Below are 17724 nucleotides of genomic sequence, written 5' to 3' on the forward strand. Positions count from 1 at the left end.
TTGGCGAAGAGTGTGTCAGGCGCGCGTCGCCTCCGCCACTCCTGCGCCCTCTCTGCCTGCCGCCCTCTGTCGCCGATGGTCCTCCTCTGTCCTTGATCCGCCGCGCAAGCGGCCTCACGCCCCATGCGCCGCGCGACTATCCTCGGGCGCCTCGTCCCGCTCATTCATACCGTAATCCCGGATCACGCTGACCACGCGCAGCCGGTAATCATCAAACATCACCTCGCGCCCGGCCTTTTGCGCACCGCGATGTGCCGCCAATTGCCGCCACCGGATCACCGCCGCCTCATCCTCCCAGAACGACAACGACAAGAGCTTGCCGGGGTTGGTCAGGCTCTGAAAGCGCTCAACGCTGATAAAGCCGGGGATCGCCTCGGCCAATGGCCGCATCTTGGCCGCCATTTCCAGATATGGCTCCTTTTGTCCCTCACCGGGGATCACCTCGAATATTACTGCAATCATCTCACGCCCTCCCGCTTGGCTGCGCCGTTTCCCTTGGCCGCGCGCCTTGGCTCTATGCCTTGACCGCTTGCCTTGGCTGCCAGCCTTAGCCTATTCCTGCGGCTCTCCGCCACGGCTTCCACGGCCTGCTGCCCCAGCAATCCGCTTCGGCGGCATGTCTCTGCCACGGCTTCCACGGCATCCCGCCTCGGCCTTCCGCTTGGGCGGACCCTCGTCGCCGCGACAAATTCCACCGGCCTCATCCGCTTACCAGCTTGAGGAAAACGCGGTCCTCGCGCAACAAAAACCGCTCGCGCTGCGCGAACGCATAATTCTCGCGCCCCAGCGGATCATCGGCCAGCCGCGCGCGATAGGTCTCATACGCCGCCAGAGAGGGGATGTTATAAATGCCATAGGCCAGCGTGCTGCTGCCTTCATGCGGGGCATAATAGCCGATCAGATCCGCCCCACAGCGCGGGATCGCCTCGCCCCAGTTGCGGGCATACTGTGCAAATGCCTCCTTCTTGGTTGGATCAATATGATAGCGAATCACACATGTGAGCATGTCAGGCACTCCTTTCCAAATGGTTGCAGCCCCCGATCTACCCGATTGCGCGGCGTTAATGCTTCGGCTACTATCGAACTATGAAAACAGGTCCCGACATCGCCCGCATTGCCGCCCTCATCGGCGACCCGGCCCGCGCCAATATCCTCACCGCCCTGATGAGCGGCAAGGCCCTGACCGCCACCGAACTGGCGGCCGAGGCGGGCGTGACCGCACAAACCGCCTCCGCCCATCTGGCGCGGCTGGAAACCGGCGGTCTCGTCACCCAATCGCGGCAGGGGCGGCACAAATACACCCGCCTTGCCTCGGAGGACGTCGCGCATCTTCTCGAAACCCTGATGGGCTTTGCGGCCGGAGCAGGCCATCTGCGCACCCGCCCCGGCCCCCGCGACCCCGAGTTGCGCCGCGCCCGCGTGTGCTACAACCACCTCGCGGGCGACATGGGCACCCGGATGTATGACAGCCTGCGCGCCCGTGGCTATCTCCACCACGATGACACGACCCTCACGCTCACCGACAGCGGCCACCGCTTCATCGCCACTCTCGGGCTTGACGTGACGCGCCTTCCCTCTCCCCGCACGCCCCTCTGCCGCGACTGTCTCGACTGGTCCGAACGCCGCGCGCATCTGGCCGGGCGTCTGGGGCGCGGCCTGCTCACGCATATCGAATCTCAAGGCTGGGCAAAGCGTGTCTCCGGCACCCGGATCGTCCGCTTTTCCCCGGCGGGCACAGCCGCGTTTGACAGCCTCTTTCCCGCGCCCTGAGCGACCTTACAAAATCCCCTGACAGACCTTACAGAGCTTACAATTCCACGCCACGCCCCAAACCAGACCAGATTGCAAGGATGATAAGTCCAGTCTAATCTGTCCCCATGGCGATTCCGGTCGAAACCTTCTTTCTTGCCCCCGAGGCCGAGGGCACGCTTCAGGCGCAGATTCAGCAGATGATCGCGCAGGGCATCCTGTCAGGCCGCTTTCGCAAAGGCGAGAAACTGCCCTCCTCCCGCAAACTCGCCGCGCATCTGGGCGTCAGCCGCATCACCGTGACCTTGGCGCTCACCGAGTTGCAGGCCAATGACTACCTCGCCTCGCGGGACCGCTCTGGCTACTATGTCTCTGAAAACGCACCAGAACCTCCGGCGTTCACCGCGCCCGCGCCACGCGGCGACACGATTGACTGGTCCCGCGCGCTTGGCCGCCGCTTCACGGGTGGCGACACGCCCGAAAAGCCGCAGGACTGGGCGCGCTACCCCTATCCCTTCATCTATGGCCAGACCGATCCAGCGCTCTTTGACCATGCCAACTGGCGTCACTGCGCGCTTCAGGCCCTTGGGGCCAAGGATTTTCAGGCGCTCACCGCCGATTACTACGATCAGGACGATCCCAAGCTGATCGAGTTTATCGCCCGCCACACTTTGCCGCGCCGCGGCATCATCGCGCAACCCGATGAAATCCTTGTCACAATGGGCGCGCAGAACGCTTTGTGGCTGACCGCGCAGGTGCTTTTGACCCAACGCCGCACCGCAGCCATCGAAAACCCCTGCTACCACGCCCTGCGCGACATTCTCATGCAATCCCGCTGCCATCTGATGCCGGTGGACGTAGACCGCGACGGTCTGCCGCCCGAAAACCTGCCCGATGCGGCCGACGTGATCTTTACCACGCCCAGCCATCAGGCCCCCACCAATGCCACCATGCCCCTAGCACGGCGCAAGGCGCTGCTCACCCGCGCCGCCGAGATGGAGGCGCTGATCGTCGAAGATGACTACGAGTTCGAGGTCTCCTTCCTCCGCGCCCCTCTCCCGGCTCTGAAATCTCTCGATACCGAGGGGCGGGTGATCTATGTGGGCTCCTTCTCCAAGTCGATCTTCCCCGGCTTACGCCTAGGCTATCTTGTTGGTTCCAAATCGTTTATCCGCGAGTGCCGGGCCCTGCGCGCCTCGGTTCTGCGCCATCCGCCGGGCCATATCCAACGCACGGCGGCCTATTTCCTCTCGCTTGGGCACTACGACAGCCTCGTGCGCCGGATGGGTCAGGTCTTTGCCCGCCGCCGCAGCGTGATGGAGAGCGCACTGGCCGAACACGGCCTCGACATCGCCGGGCGCGGTGTTTTTGGCGGCTCTTCCATCTGGATGCAGGCCCCGGATCACATCGACATGGGCCAGATCGACAGCAGCCTCAGAAAATCGGGCGTGCTGATCGAACCGGGCCACCCGTTCTTTCACGGCAGCGACAGACCCCGCAATTTCTACCGCCTCGCCTATTCCTCGATCCCCTCGGACCGCATCCCGCAGGGGATTGCCCACATTGCCCGGGAATTGGCCTTGACCCCAGAGTTGACGCCACAGGGCTAGATTGGCACTCTTTGTGTTTTTTTTCATAGGCTTGGATGTGCCGCGATCGCCTCTCAAAGATAATGATCCAATACATATCCTCGATTTTTGATACCTGAGTTCTCATTTTTAAATTACTCTGGTCTTACCCTACATCACCTTCTGGCCCTAGAAGTAACCCTCACAGACCGCTAGTTTCGCTTGAGATATCCCCTTAACCGCCACCGCGCGCCCGACCCAGAGGACCCAGCCGATGAAGATGACCACCGAAGAGGCCTTTGTCAAAACCCTGCAACTGCATGGAATCCAACACGCTTTTGGGATCATCGGCTCTGCCATGATGCCGATTTCGGATATTTTCCCCAAGGCCGGGATCACCTTTTGGGACTGCGCGCACGAAGGCTCTGCCGGCATGATGGCCGATGGCTACACCCGTGCCACCGGCAAGATGTCGATGATGATCGCCCAGAACGGCCCCGGCATCACCAATTTCGTGACCGCCGTCAAAACCGCCTACTGGAACCATACCCCCCTCCTCCTCGTGACCCCGCAAGCCGCCAACAAGACCATTGGTCAGGGTGGCTTCCAAGAGGTCGAACAGATGAAACTGTTCGAAGACATGGTCGCCTATCAGGAAGAGGTGCGCGATCCCACCCGCATCGCCGAAACACTCAACCGTGTGATTCTCAAGGCAAAACGCGCCTCTGCGCCGGCCCAGATCAACGTGCCCCGCGATTTCTGGACGCAAGTGATCGACATCGAATTGCCCGCCATCGTCGAATTTGAACGCCCCTCCGGCGGCGAGACCGCGATTGCCGAGGCGGCCAAACTTCTGACCGAGGCCAAGTTTCCCGTCATCCTCAACGGGGCCGGTGTGGTGTTGGCGGACGGCATCGACGCCTCGCGCCAACTGGCCGAGCGTCTCGATGCCCCGGTTTGCGTGGGCTATCAGCACAATGACGCCTTCCCCGGCTCGCATCCGCTCTTCGCCGGGCCCTTGGGCTACAACGGCTCCAAGGCGGGGATGGAACTCATCTCGCGCGCCGATGTCGTGCTCTGCCTTGGCACGCGCCTCAATCCCTTCTCGACCCTGCCGGGCTATGGCATCGACTATTGGCCCAAAGAGGCCAAGATCATTCAGGTCGACATCAACCCCGACCGCATCGGCCTGACCAAGAAAGTGACCGTGGGCATCGTCGGCGACGCCAAAAAGGTCGCCACCTCGATCCTCGCCAAATTGGGCGAGAGCGCGGGCGACACCGACCGCGCAGACCGCAAGGCTCTGATTGCGCAGACAAAATCGACATGGGCACAACAGCTCAGCTCGATGGACCACGAGGATGACGATCCCGGCACCACCTGGAACGAGCGCGCCCGCGCCGATAAACCCGATTGGATGAGCCCCCGCATGGCATGGCGCGCGATCCAATCCGCCCTGCCGCGCGAGGCGATCATTTCGTCCGACATCGGCAACAACTGCGCCATCGGCAATGCCTATCCGTCGTTCGAAGAAGGCCGCAAATACCTCGCCCCCGGCCTCTTTGGCCCCTGCGGCTATGGCCTGCCCTCCATCGTGGGCGCGAAGATCGGCTGTCCGGATGTTCCCGTGGTGGGCTTTGCGGGCGACGGCGCCTTTGGCATCGCGGTCAATGAACTGACCGCCATCGGCCGCTCGGAATGGCCCGCCGTGACGCAGATCGTGTTCCGCAATTACCAGTGGGGCGCTGAAAAGCGCAACTCAACCCTTTGGTTTGACGACAATTTCGTTGGAACAGAGCTGGATCAGCAGGTCAGCTATGCCGGGATTGCACAGGCTTGCGGCCTCAAGGGTGTCATCGCCCGCACGATGGAGGAACTGACCGACGCGCTCAACACCGCGATCAAGGACCAGATGGAGCATGGCAAGACCACCCTCATCGAGGCCATGATCAATCAGGAACTGGGCGAGCCCTTCCGCCGCGACGCAATGAAAAAGCCCGTGGCCGTCGCCGGGATCAACCCCGCCGACATGCGCGAGCAGCAGGTCTGACCCATGTCGAGACCCGGCAACAGCGATCTCATTCTGGTCCTGAATGCCGGGTCATCCTCGATCAAGCTTGCCGTTTTTGACGGCACGCTCACCCAAATCCTGACCGGGATCGCCGATGGGATCGGCGGCCCCGGCACCCTAAAACTGGGTGATGTGAAAACTGCTCAGGACTTCCCTGACCACGCCACAGCCCTGCACGCCATCCTGCAAGCACTTGAAACCCAAGGCTTTCCCATCAATCGCTTTGCCGCCGCCGCGCATCGCGTGGTGCATGGTGGCACCGCACTGACCCAGCCCACGCGCCTCACGCCTGCGGTGCTGACCGCGATCAAAGCCTGCACGCCGCTTGCCCCGCTGCACAACCCACACAACATCGCCGCGATTGAAACGCTGTCCGCGCTTGCCCCCGAACTGCCGCAGGTGGCCGCGTTCGACACCGCCTTTCACGCGAGCAACCCCGAGGTCGCCACCCGCTACGCCCTGCCGCCGCAGATCGAGGCGCGCGGCATCCGGCGCTATGGCTTTCACGGCATCTCCTATGCCTCTTTGGTCGACAGCCTGCCCGCCCTGACCGGCACGCCCCTGCCGGCGCGCCTCTTGGCCCTTCACCTTGGCAACGGCGCGTCGATCTGCGCCATTCGTGACGGGCAATCTATCGCCACATCAATGGGTTACTCGCCCCTTGAGGGGCTGACCATGGGCACCCGCACCGGCATGATCGACGGCAACGCGGTGCTGCGCTTGGCCGAGGAGGATGGCATCGCGGCCACCCACACGCTTTTGAACAAGGAAAGCGGGCTGCGCGGCCTCTCAGGCGGTCTCTCGGATATGCGCGCGCTGCTCGCTGACCCCTCCCCGGCAAGCGCCTTCGCGGTCGAGCATTTCTGCTACTGGGCCATCCGCCACGCCGGATCGTTGATCGCCGCAATGGGGGGCCTCGACGCCGTGGCCTTTACCGGCGGCATCGGCGAAAACGCGGCCCCCGTGCGCGCCCGGATCATGGACGGACTGGCCTGGCTCGGGGCGCAGATCGACGCCCGCGCCAATGCAACGGGCGCAACCCGCCTGCACGCCCCCGGCTCGAACATCGCCTGCTGGATCGTCCCGGCCCAAGAGGAACGCATGATCGCGGGCGATGCACAGCGCCTTCTATCGCACGAATGAGGCTTCATATCGGGAAAACAGACCTGTAAATTCGGAATTTCCGAGACATGTTTTCAGGAAATGAAAACAAACGAGAAGATGGTCGCGAACTGGTGCTTTCTGCCATAACGTGACGCCGACGGAGGAAAAGGCCAGCCATGACACATCAGCCCCGCATCGACACTTCGCCGCATGTCTCGGATGAGGTGCGCAAAACCACCTGTTACATGTGCGCCTGCCGCTGCGGCATCAATGTGCATCTCAAGGGCGGCAAGGTTGCCTATATCGAGGGCAATCGCGATCACCCAGTGAACAAGGGCGTGCTCTGCGCCAAGGGCTCGGCGGGTATCATGCAGGTCAACGCCCCCTCGCGCCTGCGCGCGCCGCTCAAGCGGGTCGGCCCCCGTGGCTCGGGCGAGTTTCAGGAAATCTCTTGGGACGAGGCGCTGCAAATCGCCACTGACTGGCTCGAACCGATCCGCCATAACGATCCGTCCAAGCTCGCGTTCTTCACAGGGCGCGATCAATCACAGTCTTTCACCAGCTTTTGGGCGCAGAATTTCGGCACACCCAACTATGCCGCACACGGCGGATTTTGCTCGGTCAACATGGCGGCGGCGGGTATCTACACCATGGGCGGCGCATTCTGGGAATTTGGCCAGCCGGATTGGGATCATACCAAGCTTTTCATCCTCTTCGGCGTGGCCGAAGACCATGACAGCAACCCGATCAAGATGGGCATTGGTCGGATCAAGGCGCGGGGCGCGCGCGTCATCGGCGTGAACCCGATCCGCTCGGGATACAACGCCGTGGCCGATGACTGGGTGGGCATAACCCCCGGAACAGATGGACTTTTTATCCTGTCTCTCATTCACGAACTGATGCAGGCAGGCAAGATTGACCTCGATTACCTCGCCCGCTACACCAATGCCCCTGTTCTGATGAATGCCGACCCCAAATCGCCCGAACACGGGCTTTTCCTGCGTGACGCCGATGGCAAACCACTGGTGATCGACCGCAAGACCGGCCAGCTCACCGCCTTTGACACACCCGGAGTGCGTCCTGATCTCAGCGCCACATATGTGGCCGACGGCATCACGCATCGCCCTGTGATGCACCTGATGGCCGAACGCTATCTCGATCCGCAATATGCCCCCGAAGCGGTCTCGGCGCGCTGCGGCATCACCCCTGACAAGATCCGCCGCATCGCCGCCGAAATCGCCCGCGTGGCCTTTGACGAGGCGATCACGCTCAACCACGAATGGACCGATTTCCGCGGCGAGACCCATCAGACCATGACCGGCCGCCCCGTCAGCTTTCACGCCATGCGTGGAATTTCGGCCCATTCCAACGGGTTCCAGACCTGTCGCGCCCTGCATGTGCTGCAAATCCTGCTCGGCACGGTCGAAGTGCCCGGCGGTTTCCGCTTCAAACCGCCCTATCCCAAGCCCATCACCGCCCATCCCAAACCGCATTGCGGCGTGCAGCCCGATTGCCCGCTCGACGGCCCGCACTTGGGCTTTGTGCGCGGCCCCGAGGATCTGGCGCTCAAGCCTGACGGCACGCCCGCCCGCATCGACAAGGCGTTTACCTGGGAAAACCCGATGTCGGCGCATGGGTTGATGCATATGGTCATCTCCAATGCCCATGCCGGTGATCCCTACAAGATCGACACGCTTTTCATGTACATGGCCAACATGTCGTGGAATTCCTCGATGAACACGCGCGGCGTGATCGAGATGCTGACGGACAAGGATGAGAGCGGCGCCTATGTCATCCCCCGCATCATCTATTCGGATGCCTATAGCTCTGAAATGGTCGCCTATGCCGATCTGATCCTGCCCGACACCACTTATCTGGAACGCCACGACTGCATCTCGCTGCTGGATCGCCCAATCTGCGAGGCGGATGCCGCCGCCGATGCGATCCGCTGGCCGGTGATCAAACCCGACCGCGATGTGCGCGGCTTTCAAACCGTGCTGGTGCAACTGGCCAATAAACTGAAATTGCCCGGCTTCACCGCCGAGGATGGCGCGGCCAAGTACACCGATTACGCCGATTACATCGTCAATCACGAGCGTAAGCCCGGAATCGGCCCGCTCTCGGGCTTTCGCGGCGACGGCACAGAGACCGGGCGCGGCGCCCCCAATCCCGAGCAGCTTGACCGCTATATCGAGAACGGCGGCTTTTTCGTCAGCCACATCCCCGACGGCGCGCAGTATTACAAACCGTGGAACATGGCCTATCAGAACTGGGCCGTCGGCATGGGCCTCTTTGACACGCCGCAGCCCTATGTGTTTGATCTCTACGTTGAAACCATGCGCAAATTCCAACTGGCCGCCGAGGGGCATGGCACCCGCCAGCCCCCCGACCACCTGCGCGATCGGATCAAGGCCACGATGGACCCGCTGCCAATCTGGTATCCTCCCTTCGAGGACACGCATGTCGACCCCGATGAATTCCCCGTCCACGCGCTGACACAGCGCCCGATGGCGATGTATCACTCTTGGGGCACGCAAAACGCATGGCTCCGCCAGATCCACGGACAAAATCCGCTCTATCTGCCCACCAAACTCTGGGAGAAACACGGGTTCAGCGACGGGGATTGGGCACGCGTCACCTCTGCCCATGGCGAGATTACCGTGCCCGTGGCCCACATGGCCGCGCTCAACGAAAACACGGTCTGGACATGGAACGCCATCGGCAAGCGCAAGGGCGCTTGGGCGCTCTCCGAGGATGCCCCCGAGGCCACGCGCGGCTTTCTGCTCAACCATCTTATCCACGAGCTTTTGCCGCCCAAGGGGGATGGTCTGAGATGGTCCAATTCCGATCCCATCACCGGACAGGCCGCGTGGTTCGATCTGCGCGTCAAGATCGAGAAAGCCACGCCACCCCAAGAAGCACAGCCCGCCTTTGCGCCGATCAAATCGCCAGTGGGCAAGGGTCCTGACAACCTGAAATGGAAGGTCGGGAAATGAGCGGCAAAACCCTGACATTGCTGGCCATTCTGGCCTTTGTCGCGTTCAGCGTCGGCTCGTTCATCTGGTTCATCGCCACATGGGACAAGAGCCGGGAAGAGCCGGTAAGCATCCGGCCCCATAACAGTGAGGAGCGCCGCGCATGACAACGCTTCCCGAAACCACCACCCGCAAGCTGGGCCTTGTGATCGACCTTGACACCTGCGTCGGCTGTCATGCCTGCGTCGTGTCCTGCAAGGGCTGGAACACCGAGAATTACGGCGCACCCCTCAGTGATCAGCAGCCCTACGGCGCGGACCCATCGGGCACGTTCCTCAACCGCGTTCACAGCTACGAGGCCCAGCCGCTGGCAACCTCGGCTATGCCGCACCCCGCCGCGCAATTGGTGCATTTCCCCAAATCCTGCCTGCATTGCGAGGATGCGCCTTGCGTCACCGTCTGCCCCACGGGCGCCAGCTATAAACGGGTCGAGGATGGGATCGTTCTGGTCAACGAAACCGACTGCATCGGCTGCGGTCTCTGTGCCTGGGCGTGCCCCTATGGCGCGCGCGAAATGGACGCGGCCGAAGGCGTGATGAAGAAATGCACCCTCTGCGTGGACCGAATCTATAACGAGAACCTCCCCGAGGTCGACCGCGTGCCTGCCTGCGTGCGCACTTGCCCCGCCGGTGCCCGCCATTTCGGCGATTTCGCGGACCCCGAGAGCAATGTCTCAAAGCTGACCGCCGAACGCGGCGGCCTAGACCTCATGCCAGAGCAGGCCACCAAACCCGTCAACAAATACCTGCCGCCGCGCCCCAAGGACCGGCTCGACCAGCCCAAGCCGGTGGGCGAGATCGACATTCTGGCGCCGTTCCTCGCCCCCGTGATTGAGGAACCCAAGGGCTTCCTTGGCTGGCTCGACAAGACCTTGGAGAAGCTCTGATGCATCCAGCCCCTTCCGTCATCGTCTTTACCACACTCTCGGGCTTGGGCTTTGGCCTGCTTTTTTGGCTGGGTCTGGGCCTGCCTGCGGTCTCGGGTTGGGTTGCCTTTGTCTTTTTCGCCATCGGCTATGCACTGGCCGTGGGCGGGCTGATGGCCTCGACCTTTCACCTCGGGCATCCTGAACGGGCGTGGAAGGCGTTTAGCCAATGGCGATCAAGCTGGCTGAGCCGTGAAGGCGTCTGCGCAGTCGCGGCGCTTGTCGTCATGGGGATTTACGGCGCCGGGCTTGTGTTCTTTGACGAACGTCTGGCGCTCTTGGGCTGGCTCGGCACGGCGCTCGCTCTTGGCACCGTGTTCACCACGTCGATGATCTATGCCCAACTGAAAACCGTGCCGCGCTGGAAAACGCCTCTGACACCCGCGCTCTTGATCGCGATTTCACTGGCGGGGGGCGCGCTCTTGGCGGGACAGGTCAGCGCGGCGCTGATCCTGATCCCGATTGCAGGGGTGCTGCAAATCCTGTGGTGGGTGCGCGGCGATGGTGCCTTTGCCGCCTCGGGCACGGATATGGCGACAGCAACGGGCCTCGGGCATATCGGCTCTGTCCGCGCGTTTGAGCCACCCCATACCGGGCCAAACTACCTCTTGCGTGAACTGGTCTTTCAGGTTGGGCGTAAACACGCCCTGAAACTGCGCGGCATTGCCTTTGGCTTGGGATATGCCCTGCCCATCCTGCTGTTGCTGGTGCCGTTCAGCCATGCCCTCGCCTTGGTTGCGGTCATCGCGCATGTCGCAGGGATCGCGGCATCACGCTGGTTGTTCTTTGCCGAGGCAGAGCATGTCGTGGGTCTCTACTACGGCAAACGCTGAAACCGGGGGGCGCGGGTTTATCCGCGCCCGACGCTCCATTCCGTGTCGCCCTTCTCTTGACGCCCCTCCCAGAACCGCCGCCAGCGAACCCGGATGGCCCAAGCAGATGCGGCAAGCAGGAGGAGGATCACAATCTTGACCCATGGAATGATCCGCACATCCGGCCCCGCAACCGGCCAGATGCTGACGGCATTGGGATATATAGAGAAAAACTCTACCCGCCAGCCATAGTGGCGCACGACGACCCACTGGGCATTCTCGGCGGCTTTCTTGGACATCATGTCCGAGGCTTCGGCCTGCAAATTCGAGGTATCGAACTTGAAATAGGGTGGCCAGCCCCAGCCCGTATCCTCGTTGCGGTAGATCATCGGCTTGTCATTGGCGCGGAACGTCTGGATGAAGAACACATCCCGTTCGGTCGCCGTCGGGTCCTCTCCGGTATCCGCATTGGACCAGAAGAGCGAATTATCCCCCGGATTGACCCGCTTTTCATAGGTGTCCGTGATCCGCACCACATCATGCTGCGGCAGCGTGTAATGCAGAAACGCAATCACGCAGGTCCAGAACAGACCCCAGAACACCCATTTGACATAGACCATCGTCGGCCCCCTTACATGAAGTTCGTCAGATATATGATGACCACCACCGTCGTCACCGGAACAATATAGACCAGCCAGATCAGCCGCTTGCGCAGCGAGTGCTCATATTGCTTCATCCCAGCCTCTATATAGGCATTCCTGTCGCCGGGACGACCCGCCTCTTCCCAATCGCGCTCCATTTTCTGCCGCCGAACGGAACGCGAGTACCAGGAAATCGCCAGATAGAGCACCGTCAGAGCGATCAACCCAAAGATCAGCAAGCGCATCAGCGCCACCATGGCATGCTCCTTGTTTTCAAGTTCCGACCAAAGCCGCCCCCTTGCATACCGCAGAATCATGCTAGGCTGCACCCCATATGCACCGAAACCCGAAAGGACATGCCATGTGTGACGCCTGTATCATCAACGCGGTCAAGGACAGGATGCTGTCGCGCCGCAGCTTTTTCACCGCCGCAGCGGGGATAGGGGCGGCCGCCGCCTTCTCGCCCCTTGGCGGCACGCCCGCTCTGGCGAATGGACATGCCAAGGTCGAGGACCTGACCCATACCTATGACGCGGATTTTCCCACCTATTTCGGTGCGCCCGGCATCTCGACCGAGCAGAATTTCAACTTTGCCGAAAACGGCTTTAACCTGATGACGCTGACGGTCAACGAACACACGGGCACGCATGTGGATGCCCCGCTGCATTTTTCTGCGGATGGGGCGTCGGTCGATGAAATCGCCGTGGGCGATCTGGTCGCGCCGCTCTGTGTGGTGGATATCGCAGCCCGCGCGGCGCAGGATGCCGACACGATGCTCACCCCTGACGATCTCAAGGCATGGATTGCAACCCATGGCCCGATCCCCGATGGGGCCTGTGTGGCGCTGCATTCCGGCTGGGGGGCCAAGACCGGCACCGAAGCCTTTCGCGGCTTTGATGGCGAGAAACAGCACTATCCCGGCTTTCACATCGAGGCGGCGCAGATGCTGATCGAGGAAACCGGTGCCCGCTCGATTGCCAGCGATACGCTGTCGCTCGATCACGGCCCCTCCGCCGATTTCGCCACCCATTACGCCTGGTTGCCGACGGGCCGGTTCGGCATCGAATGTCTGGCCAATCTCGACAAGGTGCCCGCCGCCGGGGCAACCATCGTGATCGGCGCGCCCAAACATCGCGGCGGCTCTGGGGGGCCTGCGCGTATCTTTGCGTTGATCTGACTATTAAGGCCCCGGCACAGAGTGTTCGGGGCCCATCCTGACACCCTTGTGACATGACATTTCAGACGCGGTGCATAGTCTGATCGCAGGTCACTTGTCGGAGATGTCATGCGTTCCCTGTTGTTCCTGCTGTGTTGTCTCTGGCCCGGTCTGGCGCTCGCCCTTGAGGCAACAACAGAGCCCTGTCATGCCGAGGTGCCCTGCCCCTTGGGCACGTGGTCCTATCATGTGCTGGAACCGGATGGCTGGGACGGAAAAACTGCCCTTCCCGTGCTGTTGCATTTTCATGGCTGGAAGCGGCAAGGCTCGGTCGTGGTCAAACATCCTCGCGTCGCGGGTGCCACACGGCAGCGCGGCGTGCTGTTGCTGGCCCCCAATGGCGAGGGCCGGACATGGGATTTTTGGACCGCCCAAACCGATGATGTAGCCTTTGCCGCCGCCGTGATCGAGGATGCCGCCACACGCTATCCGATAGACCGCTCCCGCCTCTTCGTTTCGGGCTATTCCTATGGGTCCGCGATGGCCTGGCGCTATGTGTGTGAGAGGGGCGAATGGGTCGCTGCCCTGCTGGCCATCTCGGGGACCTTGCGCCAATCGGAAACCTGCGCGACCGCCCCGCAAGAGATTCGCCACGTCCACGGCACCTCTGACACAGTCATGGATTTCCCCTTTGGTCCAGAGGGCGAGACAACATGGCCGGTCAAACTCTGGCGTGACAGGTTGGATTGCACCGAGCCCGGCGTGTCACGTGGGGACTGGAGCGTGACAGAACCGCTCAGCTTTCAGCGCACCTCATGGGAGGACTGTGCCGAGGGCAAAGTGATGCTCGACGTTCATAGCCGCGGTCATTTCATCCCGCGCGGTTGGATCGCGCGGCAATTGGACGAGTTGTTGGGTCTCCCCCCATCCTATCCCTGATAACGCAAAAAACGGGCCATAAGGCCCGTTTTTCGTATCAGGTATACAGTCTGACGTTCGTAAAAACGCCGAGCCGCTATCAGTTGGTGGTCGTCGAGGAGGACGAGCCATCGCCACCCGCAGCGGCAACCGCGCCAACAATGATCGCACCTGCAACCACCGCCACAGCGGTGCCAGTGTTAACGCCCAGACCCAAGCCGTTACCCTGACCTTGGGTGGACACAAACGGGTCAGCATTGGTTTTTGCTTCTTCAGCAAGAACCGGAGCAGCGGCGGAAGCGGCCAGAGCGGCAGCAGCGACAAAAGTCGTAATCTTGTTCATTTCATTCTCCTATCCATTATGGACCGTAACATCCCAAAAGGACTTGGGGTTCCTTATGCCATAGCTCAAGGTCCAAGGAAACCTGAAATTTCGCCATGCGCCCAATCTCGCCTCATAGAGGTATCGCTGCAACGCAGTGATTACTTTTTATGCGATTTCAGGGGCATGCTTCTGTCATCGCGGCGATTTCTGCCTCTGCACCCTCGCGGGCAGAGCAATTTCCGCGCGAATCGAGCCACAGGCAATAGGCCGCCATCCGCCAGTGGTAAAATCCTGCAAGGGAGTGGTAGCGTTCGATGGCGTCCCCGTCCGGATAGGCCGCCAGAAAGCTCTGGGATTCGCCAACCGACAGCGGTGCCCCGCGATAAGCCAGTTGCATCGCGGGCGACAGGAACAGCGCGATATCCTCGCACGGATCGCCGAGCGCCGGACATTGCCAATCAATAAGCCACCAATTGCCGGGGGTGCCTACGATATTGCCGGGCACTGGATCGCCGTGCAGCAAGCATTGGCGGCCTGACGCGGCGATCACTCTGGCGGGTTGCAGTTTTCGGAGCATTTCTGCATCCGAAGGGGCACATTGGTCTAGGATCGCCTCGGTCTGCTGCACCAATTCTGCGCTGCCATCGGGCACCCTGCGCAGATGGTCCGGCCCGATCAGCCCATGAACCCGGTGCAGGAGTGCTGCAATCTCGGCAGCGCCTTCCTGCCAAGTCTCCCCCGGAACATGCCCATAGACAACGCAATACCCGGCCTCCGTGGAAAAATCATCAAGCCAGACAGGCGCAAGATGTGTGCCTTCCAGATGCCTGAGGCTGGCAACCTCCGACGCCGGGTCATTGGGAAACAGGGGATTGTCGGACCCCGCAGCAAAGAGCTTGACGACAATGGGCTGCTCTTGCGCGTCCACGCGCCAGCTCTGATTGCTGCGCCCGCCAAGCAGCTTGGTCCAACGGGCACCGGGCTGCGCCAGACCACGACGCAAGAGTGCCTCGCGCACCCCCGATTGCGTCATCTCTGCCGAGCCGTGTCTCAAGAGGTGCCACCGTGCAAGCCAAGGAAAGTTGGAAGAGGCTCAGGGGCGGCGGACACCGCCACAAGAGAGGCCGTCACGGTCACGACTTTTCGGGAAAGAGCCACCCGGCGACCGGAACAAGCGCGCGCGTGACAACCGGAATGAGTGCAAGACCCGTGGCCAGCCCGACAATCCCGTCCAGCCCCGCCGTGACAACCCATGTCACCAGACCTGGCATCGTGCCGGCCATCTCTGCCGCCCCCTGCGCCGCGTGCTTGATCTGCTCATAGGGCAGATGCCAGCCAAGGCTGTGCAGCCCATGCACGATGATGCTGCCGCCGACCCACAGCATTGCCACCGTGCCGATGGCCCCGATCCCCACCAAGACACCGGGCATGGACCGGACAATGCCCCGCCCCACCGCCCGCGTGGGGGCAAAGCGCCCGCTCATGCTCAGATGCAGGCCGACATCATCCGCCTTCACAAGCATGGCCACAGCCCCATACACCAAGACGGTGATGCCGATGGCCACCATGGCCAAGGCAACTGCCTCTATCCAGAAGGTGCCGCTGTCGATCTGCGACAGGGCGATGGTCATGATCTCTGCTGACAGGATGAAATCGGTCTTGATCGCCCCTTTGACGCGCTGCTCTTCGAGATGTGCCGCTTCGAGGGTGTCAGCCTCTTGCGGGCCATGCTCCTTGTGCGGCATGATCAGGTGCCAGACCTTTTCAGCCCCTTCGAAACACAGATAAGCACCGCCAATCATCAATAGCGGAGTCAGCATCCATGGCAGAAAGGCATCCAACAGCAGCGCCACGGGCAAGAGGATCACAAGCTTGTTGAAAAAGGACGCGCGGGCGATTTTCCACACAATCGGCAACTCGCGCGCAGCAGGCAGGCCGGTGGCGTATTTCGGCGTGACGGCAGCATCGTCGATGATCACACCGGCGGCCTTGGTCCCGGCCTTGCTTGCCTGAGCCGCAACATCATCCAGTTGCGTCGCGGCCAGCTTGGCGATAGCGGCCACATCATCGAATAGCGCCAGTAATCCGCTCATGACTGTCTCCGCCCTCGTTTGACCTGATTGCCGTCGACCTCTACCAAGGAAAGGGTCCGGTGTTCAATCACATGCGTCAGGACCAGATCAAAGCACCGAAAAGCGCGTCGCTTTTGCGGCAAAACAGGTTGCAAAATGACGAGGTTGCACGGATATGCGCGATAGGGTGAACCGCGCAGGGGTGATCCTGCGCCATGCCTGTGGCTCTGTTCTGGCAAGGGGGTTAACCACGGATGAAACGGCTCGGGCTTGATGCGACGGATATCCGCATTCTGCATGCGGTGCAGCAGCATGGCCCCCTGAGCAAGACCCGGTTGGCCGAGATTGCCAATATTTCCCCGACCCCCTGTTGGGCGCGTCTCGACCGGCTGAAGGCCGCAGGCTTCATTCGCGGCTATCACGCGGACCTCGTGCTCGAAAAGATCTGCGACTTCTCCGAGGTCGTCGTGACCGTCTCGCTCACCCATCACCGCAAATCGGATTTCGACCGGTTCGAGGGGTTTGTTCGTGCGCGGGACGAGATCACTGAATGCGTCGCGACAGGTGGGGGCATGGATTATGTCATGCGGGTCATTTGCCCCAGCCTCGCGCGGTTCCAGAGCGTGATGGAGGCCATGCTTGCGGGTGAATTGGGCATCGACCGCTACATGACTTATATCGCCACGCGCCGGGTCAAATCCGGTCCGCCGAACCTTGCGATTCTGACGGCGAAGGACGCCAAATGATCCGCCCGACCGGGCAGCCCGTTCACGACCAAAAATCAGCCTGTTCAGTCTGCGCGGATCGTTTTTTCAGTCCGATTTGCAGCATCATTTGGCCCTAGAAGATCGCCAGTTTCAGACAGTCCGCCGCTGATGGCGCGACGGGACAGCAAGGGCGAAAACCATGATGCACGCAGACGACTTTGGGTTCGGCACTCAGATCCGCAAATCCCCTTATTTCGACGCCACAGTGCGTTGGGGCGCCAAGGGATTTTCGGTCTACAATCATATGTATATCCCCCGTGATTTCGGCGATCCGGAGCAGAATTTCTGGACCCTCGTGAATGACGCCATCGTCTGCGATGTGGCGGTCGAGCGTCAGGTCGAGATCACCGGCCCCGATGCCGCGCGTTTTGTCCAGATGCTGACCCCGCGCGACCTGTCCAAGATGGCCGTGGGCCAATGCAAATACATCCTGATCACCAATGCGGATGGCGGTATTCTCAACGATCCGATCCTGCTGCGTTTGGCCGAAAACCACTTTTGGATTTCGCTGGCTGATAGCGACATTCTTCTCTGGGCGCAGGGCGTGGCCGTGCATTCCGGGCTGGATGTCACGATCAAGG

The 17724-nt window shown here is 61.6% G+C and carries 18 protein-coding genes and 1 pseudogene; 12 read left to right on the plus strand and 7 right to left on the minus strand.

The window, feature by feature from the left end; translation table 11 throughout:
* Positions 1 to 114: 114 nt before the first annotated feature.
* The gene (locus tag KBT70_RS09650) at positions 115 to 462 is read right to left on the minus strand and encodes an antibiotic biosynthesis monooxygenase (protein WP_296631995.1); all 348 of its coding nucleotides are present in this window, start codon (positions 460 to 462) and stop codon (positions 115 to 117) included.
* 238 nt (positions 463 to 700) lie between these two features.
* Positions 701 to 1006 carry an NIPSNAP family protein gene (locus KBT70_RS09655; protein ID WP_296631998.1) on the minus strand — a complete coding sequence of 102 codons (306 nt, stop codon included), beginning with the start codon at positions 1004 to 1006 and terminating at the stop codon, positions 701 to 703.
* A gap of 80 nt (positions 1007 to 1086) precedes the next feature.
* Here KBT70_RS09655 and KBT70_RS09660 point away from each other — a divergent pair, with 80 nt between their 5' ends.
* From KBT70_RS09660 to KBT70_RS09695, 8 genes are all read left to right on the plus strand, one after another.
* Complete coding sequence (locus KBT70_RS09660; RefSeq protein ID WP_296632002.1) at positions 1087 to 1770, plus strand: helix-turn-helix transcriptional regulator; 684 nt, start codon at positions 1087 to 1089, stop codon at positions 1768 to 1770.
* 107 nt (positions 1771 to 1877) lie between these two features.
* Positions 1878 to 3359 carry a PLP-dependent aminotransferase family protein gene (locus KBT70_RS09665; protein WP_296632004.1) on the plus strand — a complete coding sequence of 494 codons (1482 nt, stop codon included), beginning with the start codon at positions 1878 to 1880 and terminating at the stop codon, positions 3357 to 3359.
* A 232-nt stretch (positions 3360 to 3591) separates the two neighbouring features.
* Positions 3592 to 5367 (plus strand): sulfoacetaldehyde acetyltransferase, encoded by a 1776-nt coding sequence (xsc, locus tag KBT70_RS09670; protein WP_296632007.1) that lies wholly within the window; start codon positions 3592 to 3594, stop codon positions 5365 to 5367.
* Positions 5368 to 5370: 3 nt separating this feature from the next.
* The gene (locus tag KBT70_RS09675) at positions 5371 to 6531 is read left to right on the plus strand and encodes an acetate/propionate family kinase (protein ID WP_296632010.1); all 1161 of its coding nucleotides are present in this window, start codon (positions 5371 to 5373) and stop codon (positions 6529 to 6531) included.
* A gap of 137 nt (positions 6532 to 6668) precedes the next feature.
* A complete protein-coding gene (locus KBT70_RS09680) occupies positions 6669 to 9488 on the plus strand; it encodes a molybdopterin oxidoreductase family protein (RefSeq protein WP_296632013.1) in 2820 nt (939 codons plus the stop codon).
* Positions 9485 to 9634, plus strand: coding sequence for a hypothetical protein (locus KBT70_RS09685; protein WP_296632016.1), 150 nt, complete (start codon positions 9485 to 9487; stop codon positions 9632 to 9634). Before KBT70_RS09680 ends, KBT70_RS09685 begins: the two co-directional genes overlap by 4 nt.
* Positions 9631 to 10413: a 4Fe-4S dicluster domain-containing protein gene (locus KBT70_RS09690; RefSeq protein WP_296632019.1), complete on the plus strand. Its 783-nt coding sequence runs from the start codon at positions 9631 to 9633 to the stop codon at positions 10411 to 10413. The genes KBT70_RS09685 and KBT70_RS09690 overlap by 4 nt, the downstream gene beginning before the upstream one ends.
* Entirely contained in the window at positions 10413 to 11285 is an 873-nt protein-coding gene (locus KBT70_RS09695; RefSeq protein ID WP_296632022.1) for a DmsC/YnfH family molybdoenzyme membrane anchor subunit, read from the plus strand. Before KBT70_RS09690 ends, KBT70_RS09695 begins: the two co-directional genes overlap by 1 nt.
* 17 nt (positions 11286 to 11302) lie before the next feature.
* Here the strand turns inward: KBT70_RS09695 and KBT70_RS09700 are convergent, their stop codons facing one another.
* Together KBT70_RS09700 and KBT70_RS09705 are read right to left on the minus strand one after the other, a co-directional pair.
* Positions 11303 to 11884 (minus strand): DUF1523 family protein, encoded by a 582-nt coding sequence (locus tag KBT70_RS09700; RefSeq protein WP_296632027.1) that lies wholly within the window; start codon positions 11882 to 11884, stop codon positions 11303 to 11305.
* Between the two features lie 11 nt (positions 11885 to 11895).
* Positions 11896 to 12162: a hypothetical protein gene (locus tag KBT70_RS09705; protein WP_296632030.1), complete on the minus strand. Its 267-nt coding sequence runs from the start codon at positions 12160 to 12162 to the stop codon at positions 11896 to 11898.
* A 104-nt stretch (positions 12163 to 12266) separates the two neighbouring features.
* On the opposite strand from KBT70_RS09705, the gene KBT70_RS09710 reads away from it, so the two are divergent.
* Together KBT70_RS09710 and KBT70_RS09715 are read left to right on the plus strand one after the other, a co-directional pair.
* On the plus strand, positions 12267 to 13082 hold the full coding sequence (locus KBT70_RS09710) for a cyclase family protein (RefSeq protein WP_296632033.1): 816 nt from the start codon (positions 12267 to 12269) through the stop codon (positions 13080 to 13082).
* Between the two features lie 108 nt (positions 13083 to 13190).
* Positions 13191 to 14000 carry a polyhydroxybutyrate depolymerase gene (locus tag KBT70_RS09715; protein WP_296632041.1) on the plus strand — a complete coding sequence of 270 codons (810 nt, stop codon included), beginning with the start codon at positions 13191 to 13193 and terminating at the stop codon, positions 13998 to 14000.
* Positions 14001 to 14079: 79 nt separating this feature from the next.
* On the opposite strand, the gene KBT70_RS09720 is transcribed toward KBT70_RS09715, so the two are convergent.
* The 3 genes from KBT70_RS09720 to KBT70_RS09730 all read right to left on the minus strand — a co-directional run bounded on the left by KBT70_RS09720 (position 14080) and on the right by KBT70_RS09730 (position 16397).
* Positions 14080 to 14322: a hypothetical protein gene (locus KBT70_RS09720; RefSeq protein ID WP_296632045.1), complete on the minus strand. Its 243-nt coding sequence runs from the start codon at positions 14320 to 14322 to the stop codon at positions 14080 to 14082.
* A 157-nt stretch (positions 14323 to 14479) separates the two neighbouring features.
* Positions 14480 to 15358, minus strand: coding sequence for a phosphotransferase (locus tag KBT70_RS09725; RefSeq protein WP_296632048.1), 879 nt, complete (start codon positions 15356 to 15358; stop codon positions 14480 to 14482).
* Positions 15359 to 15437: 79 nt separating this feature from the next.
* Complete coding sequence (locus KBT70_RS09730) at positions 15438 to 16397, minus strand: DUF808 domain-containing protein (RefSeq protein ID WP_296632052.1); 960 nt, start codon at positions 16395 to 16397, stop codon at positions 15438 to 15440.
* Positions 16398 to 16630: 233 nt separating this feature from the next.
* Here KBT70_RS09730 and KBT70_RS09735 point away from each other — a divergent pair, with 233 nt between their 5' ends.
* The gene (locus KBT70_RS09735) at positions 16631 to 17122 is read left to right on the plus strand and encodes an Lrp/AsnC family transcriptional regulator (RefSeq protein ID WP_296632055.1); all 492 of its coding nucleotides are present in this window, start codon (positions 16631 to 16633) and stop codon (positions 17120 to 17122) included.
* Between the two features lie 160 nt (positions 17123 to 17282).
* Positions 17283 to 17724, plus strand: a pseudogene (locus tag KBT70_RS09740) (glycine cleavage system protein T); the annotation flags it as partial.

It is taken from the genome of Roseovarius sp., from assembly GCF_018066915.1.
Lineage (GTDB): Bacteria > Pseudomonadota > Alphaproteobacteria > Rhodobacterales > Rhodobacteraceae > Roseovarius.